The following is a 5,325-nucleotide window of genomic DNA, read 5'->3' as shown; positions in this document are numbered from 1 at the left end:
GTCGAGGTCGCCGCCACCGACCCGGTGGGGCGCCCGGTCAAGGCGCGCTACGCGCTGTCGGGCGACGGGCGCTCGGCGGTGGTGGAGCTGGCCGCGGCGTCCGGGCTGCCGCTGGTCGAGGACGTCCCGCCCGACCCGATGAACGCCGGCACCGCCGGCACCGGCGAGCTGATCGCCGACGCGGTGCGGCGCGGCGCCCGCGACGTGCTGGTCTGCATCGGCGGCAGCGCCAGCACCGACGGCGGCGCCGGGCTGCTGCGCGCCCTCGGCGTCCGCTTCCTGGACGCCGCCGGCGGGGAGCTGCCGCCGGGCGGAGCAGCGCTCGCCCAGCTGGCGTCGATCGACGACTCCGGGGTGCCGGACGAGGTCCGCGCGACCCGGTTCCGGGTGGCCTGCGACGTGACCAACCCGCTCGTCGGGCCGGACGGCGCCGCCGCCGTGTTCGGCCCGCAGAAGGGCGCGTCTCCCGGCCAGGTCGCCGAGCTCGACGCCGCCCTCGCCGTCTTCGCCGACGCGGTCGTCGCGCGCGGCGGCCCCCGCGTGCACGACCTGCCCGGGGCCGGTGCGGCGGGCGGCACCTGCGGCGGGCTCGTCGGCCTGCTCGGCGCCGAGCCGTCCGGCGGCGCCCTCCTGGTCGCCGAGGCCGTCGGCCTGCCCGCCGCGCTCGACGGCGCCGACCTCGTCGTCACGGGCGAGGGACGGGTGGACGGGCAGAGCGCCGGCGGCAAGGTGGTCTCCGCGGTCGCGTCGCTCGCCCGGGACCGCGGCGTCCCGTGCCTCGCCCTGGCCGGCGGCGTCGCCGGCCCGCTGGAGGAGCTGCACGCGCTCGGCCTGACCGCCGCGTTCAGCCTCGCCGACGGCCCCCGCACCCTGGAGGAGCTGAAGGCGGGCGCCGCGCCCCTGCTCACCGCCGTCGCCGAGCAGGCGGTCCGCCTGTTCCGCCGCTAGCAGGCGCCTGCGGGTTCGGGTTCGGGTTCGGGCGCCGGTGCGGGCGTGCGGGCCCCCACGGTCAGCCGGGGCAGCAGGACGTGCGTCAGGGGTCCGATCGCCACCGCGTAGAGGACCGTTCCAACACCGACCGTGCCGCCGAGCAGCCAGCCGACGGCCAGCACGGCCAGCTCGATCGTCGTCCGGACCACCCGGATCGAGTGGCCGCGCGCCGCGAGCCCGGTCATCAGCCCGTCCCGGGGGCCCGGGCCGAGGCCGGCGCCGATGTAGCAGCCGGTGGCGAAGCCGCCCACCAGCACGGCGGCGATCAGGAAGGCCCAGCGTCCGGCGAGCGCGCCGGGGGCGGGCAGCAGCCACAGGAACAGGTCGGCGAAGACGCCGACGAGGACGACGTTGCTGACGGTCCCGATGCCGGGCCGCTGCCGCATCGGGATCCACGCGAGCATCACGACCGCGCCCGCGATGATGATCCACGCGCCCATCGACAGGCCGAAGCGCCGTGAGAGCCCCTGGTGGAAGACGTCCCAGGGGTCGTTGCCCAGCCCGGACGACACCTGGAGGGCGATTCCAAGCCCGTACAAGGCCAATCCAACGTAGAGCTGCACCAGGCGGCGCACCATCAAGGCCATTTCGAGCTTCCCCTCCACTGCCGGCCATCGTTTCGGACCACCTTGCCCCCGAGTGGACTGGAATCGGTAGAGCCAATGTGCGAAAGTGGCCCGTATGAGCACGCGCTACGTGAGCGGCCCGCACCTGGCCCGGCTGCTCGGGGACGTCTCGGGCGAGCGCCCCGTCTACGCGGCGGTGGCCCGGTCGCTGCGCGCCCTCGTCCTTGACGGCAGGCTCGCGCTGCGCACGCGGCTGCCCGCCGAACGCGACCTGGCCGCCGCCCTCGGCGTCAGCCGCACCACCGTGACGACCGCCTACGACCGGCTCCGCGACGAGGGCTACGTCCAGAGCCGGCAGGGCGCGGGAAGCTGGACGGCGCTGCCGCCGGTGCGCATGTCGTCGGCCGAGCCGCCCGGCGCGCCCGACGGCGGGGCCGTCCCCGCCGGCCACCGGTACGGCATGGCCCACCCCGCACCGGACGACCCGTCGTTCATCGACCTCGGCTGCGCCGCCCCCGGCGCCCCCGCCATCTTCGAGGAGGCCGTCGCCGCCGCCGTCGACGAGCTGCCCCGCTACAGCTCCGGCCCCGGCTACGAGCCCGCGGGGCTGGCGAGCCTGCGGCAGGTCATCGCGGACGGCTACACCGCGCGCGGCGTCGCGACCCGCGCCGACCAGATCGTCGTCACCACCGGCGCGCAGCACGCGTTCACGCTGCTGACCCAGCTGCTGGTGGAGCCGGGCGACGCCGTGATGGTCGAGCGCCCCACCTACCCGCACGCGCTCGGCGCGCTGCGCCGCCGCGGGGCCCGCCTCGTCCCCGTCGGCGTCAACGAGGGCTGGGACGTCGAGCTCGCCGCCGGCGCCATGCGGCAGGCCGCCGTCCGGATGGCGTACCTGATCCCCGACTTCCAGAACCCGACCGGGTACGTGATGGGGGCGGGCGAGCGGGCCGGGATGGTCGACGCGGCGCGGCGCGCGGACGCGTTCCTCGTCGCCGACGAGACCTTCGCCGAGCTCGCCCACGACCCCGACGCGCCGCGCGAGCCGCCGCTGGCCTCCTTTGACGCGGGCGGCCGGGTCGTCACGATCGGCTCGGCCTCCAAGCTGCTGTGGGGCGGGCTGCGGATCGGGTGGATCCGCGCCACCGCCCCGCTGGCCCGCCGCCTCGTGCTTGCCCGCGAGCCCCTCGACATGGCGAGCCCCGTCCTGGACCAGCTGATCGTCCGGGAGCTGCTGCTGCGGGTGGAGGAGGTCCGCGCCGAGCGCGCCGAGAGCCTGCTGCGCGGCCGCGACGCGCTCGCCGCGGCGCTGCGCGAGCTGCTGCCGGGCTGGGAGTTCCGGCTCCCGGACGGGGGCATGTCGCTGTGGGCGAGGATCGGCGCGCCGATCGCCTCCCGGCTCGCCGAGGCGTCCGAGCGGCTCGGCGTCCGCGTCGTCGCGGGCCCGGTGTTCGGGGCGGACGGCGTGCTGGAGGACTACGTGCGCCTCCCGTACGTGCTGCCGCCGGACACGCTGCGCCTGGCGGTGCGGCGGCTGGCCCTCGCCCAGCGGGAGGCCGAGGCGGCGCCGGCGGCCCGGCCGCTGCCCGCCTACGTCTGACCGGGCCCGGCGCCGCGTCGGGCGGGCGTCAGGGAGCGCGCTGGATGTAGTCGACCAGGTGCTCGCGCTCGCTCTCCAGCTCGTCGATGGCGCTCTTGACGACGTCGCCGATGCTGACGATCCCGACGAGCCGGCCGTCCTCGACGACGGGCACGTGCCGGAACCGGTGCTCGGTCATGGCGCGGCGGAGGTCGTCCACCTGGTCGCCGGGGCCGCAGGTGCGGACCTCGGCGGTCATGATCTGCGAGACGGGGTGGTCGAGCAGCGCCGCGCCGTGCTCGTGCAGGCGCCGCACCACGTCCCGCTCGGACACGATGCCGGCGATCGAGGCGCCGTCGGGCGAGACCACCGCCGCCCCGATGTTGTGCTCCGCCAGGACGGCGAGGAGCTCTCGCACGGTGGCGTCGGGCCGCACCGTGGCCACCGCGTCTCCCTTCCTCCGCAGGATGTCGCGAATCCGCATGCCTCACGCTCCGGTGCCGGTTTCGGACCCGGGGGACGGCGGCCGCCGGGGGCGGGGGCCGCTGGCCGGGCCTTGGTCCTGCCAAAATCGCATGTTCCGGCTCCCAGCGAAACCCCCGGTCCGTGAACCCTGCCGGTCAGGCGACGGCATAAGGGCGGCATAAAAGCCGTAGATCGGGAACCAAGGGATGCATGTCGATGACGGCGGAACGAACCATCGAAACGGATATACCGGCCCGGCTCGACCGGTTGCCGTGGTCACGCTGGCACTGGACGGTCCTGGTCGGCCTCGGCGCGGTCTGGATCCTGGACGGCCTGGAGGTGACCGTCGTCGGCGTCATCGGCCCGCGGCTCACCGACGCCTCCGGAGGGCTCGGGCTCACCGACGGGCAGGTCGGGCTGGCCGCGTCCATCTACGTGATCGGCGCCTGCCTGGGCGCCCTGTTCTTCGGGCATCTGACCGACCGGTTCGGGCGCAAGAAGCTCTTCATCGCCACGCTCGCGCTGTACCTGGCGGCGACGGTCGCGACCGCGTTCTCGTTCAACCCGATGTGGTTCTACGCCTGCCGGTTCCTGACGGGGGCCGGCATCGGCGGCGAGTACGCCGCCATCAACTCGGCGATCGACGAGCTGATCCCGGCGCGGGTGCGGGGCCGGGTGGACGTGGTGGTGAACGGCTCGTTCTGGATCGGGACGTCCATCGCGGCGGCGCTGTCGATCCCGGTGCTGAACGGCGACCTCGTCCCCGAGGACCTCGGCTGGCGGGCCCTGTTCGCGCTCGGCGCCCTCCTCGGCCTCGGCGTGCTGTTCGTCCGCCGGATGGTCCCGGAGAGCCCGCGCTGGCTGTTCATCCACGGGCGGGAGGACGAGGCCGAGCGCGTGGTGGGCGGCATCGAACGGGAGATCACCGAGGAGACCGGCGAGCCGCTGGAGGACCCCCGGCAGAGCATCCGGGTCCGGCAGCGCCGCGTCGTCTCGTTCGGGGAGATCGTCTCGACGGCGGTGCGCCGCTACCCGCGCCGGACGGTTCTCGGCCTCTCCCTCTTCATCGGGCAGGCGTTCCTCTACAACGCCGTCTACTTCACCTACGCGCTCGTGCTCAGCACGTTCTTCGACGTCCCCGACGCCAAGGTCGGCTACTACCTGATCCCGATCGGCATCGGCAACTTCCTGGGCGCGTTCTTCCTCGGCAAGCTGTTCGACACGGTCGGCCGCAGGACGATGGTCACGGCGTCCTACGTGGTCTCCGGCGTGCTGCTGATCGGCACGGGGCTGCTGTTCCGCGCGGATCTGCTCGACGCCTGGACGCTGACGGCCTGCTGGTGCGCGGTGTTCTTCTTCGCCTCCGCCGGCGCGTCGTCGGCCTACCTCACGGTCAGCGAGATCTTCCCGATGGAGACCCGGGCGATGGCGATCGCCGCGTTCTACGCGGTCGGGACGGGCCTCGGCGGCGTGATCGGGCCGGCGCTGTTCGGCCGCCTGGTGGAGACCGAGAAGGTGGCGAACGTCGTGAACGGCTACTACCTCGGCGCGGGGCTGATGATCGCCGCGGGGCTGGTGGAGCTGGCCATCGGCGTCGAGGCCGCGCAGCGCTCCCTGGAGGACGTGGCGGAGCCGCTCTCGGCGGAGAAGGCCGCGACCGCCTGACACCCCCGCCCTGTCCGCGTCGACTCCCGGCTGGTGGCCGACTTCCAGGGTTACCTGCTC

At 74.8% G+C, this 5,325-nt stretch carries 5 protein-coding genes; 3 read left to right on the top strand and 2 right to left on the bottom strand.

The genetic code is table 11. The annotated features are described in order from the left end of the window. The coding region (locus AB0C69_RS37515; protein ID WP_360360500.1) for a glycerate kinase at window positions 1-948 on the top strand (948 nt) is incomplete at its 5' end. Here the strand turns inward: AB0C69_RS37515 and AB0C69_RS37510 are convergent. Next, window positions 945-1,577 (bottom strand): hypothetical protein, encoded by a 633-nt coding sequence (locus tag AB0C69_RS37510; protein WP_345181111.1) that lies wholly within the window; start codon window positions 1,575-1,577, stop codon window positions 945-947. The genes AB0C69_RS37515 and AB0C69_RS37510 overlap by 4 nt on opposite strands. A gap of 94 nt (window positions 1,578-1,671) precedes the next feature. Between AB0C69_RS37510 and AB0C69_RS37505 the strand changes: the two genes are divergently transcribed. After that, window positions 1,672-3,156 carry a PLP-dependent aminotransferase family protein gene (locus AB0C69_RS37505; RefSeq protein ID WP_360360497.1) on the top strand — a complete coding sequence of 495 codons (1,485 nt, stop codon included), beginning with the start codon at window positions 1,672-1,674 and terminating at the stop codon, window positions 3,154-3,156. A 28-nt stretch (window positions 3,157-3,184) separates the two neighbouring features. Here AB0C69_RS37505 and AB0C69_RS37500 read toward each other — a convergent pair whose 3' ends face one another. Then, on the bottom strand, window positions 3,185-3,619 hold the full coding sequence (locus tag AB0C69_RS37500; protein WP_345181116.1) for a CBS domain-containing protein: 435 nt from the start codon (window positions 3,617-3,619) through the stop codon (window positions 3,185-3,187). A gap of 197 nt (window positions 3,620-3,816) precedes the next feature. Between AB0C69_RS37500 and AB0C69_RS37495 the strand changes: the two genes are divergently transcribed. Further along, window positions 3,817-5,265 carry an MFS transporter gene (locus tag AB0C69_RS37495; protein ID WP_345181118.1) on the top strand — a complete coding sequence of 483 codons (1,449 nt, stop codon included), beginning with the start codon at window positions 3,817-3,819 and terminating at the stop codon, window positions 5,263-5,265. Window positions 5,266-5,325 lie beyond the last annotated feature (60 nt).

This window comes from Actinomadura sp. NPDC048032 (assembly GCF_040653175.1).
In the GTDB taxonomy this organism is placed as follows: Bacteria; Actinomycetota; Actinomycetes; order Streptosporangiales; family Streptosporangiaceae; genus Spirillospora; species Spirillospora verrucosospora.
The sequence above is the reverse complement of the archived record's forward strand: the minus strand, read 5'-3'. Positions and strand labels throughout refer to the sequence as shown.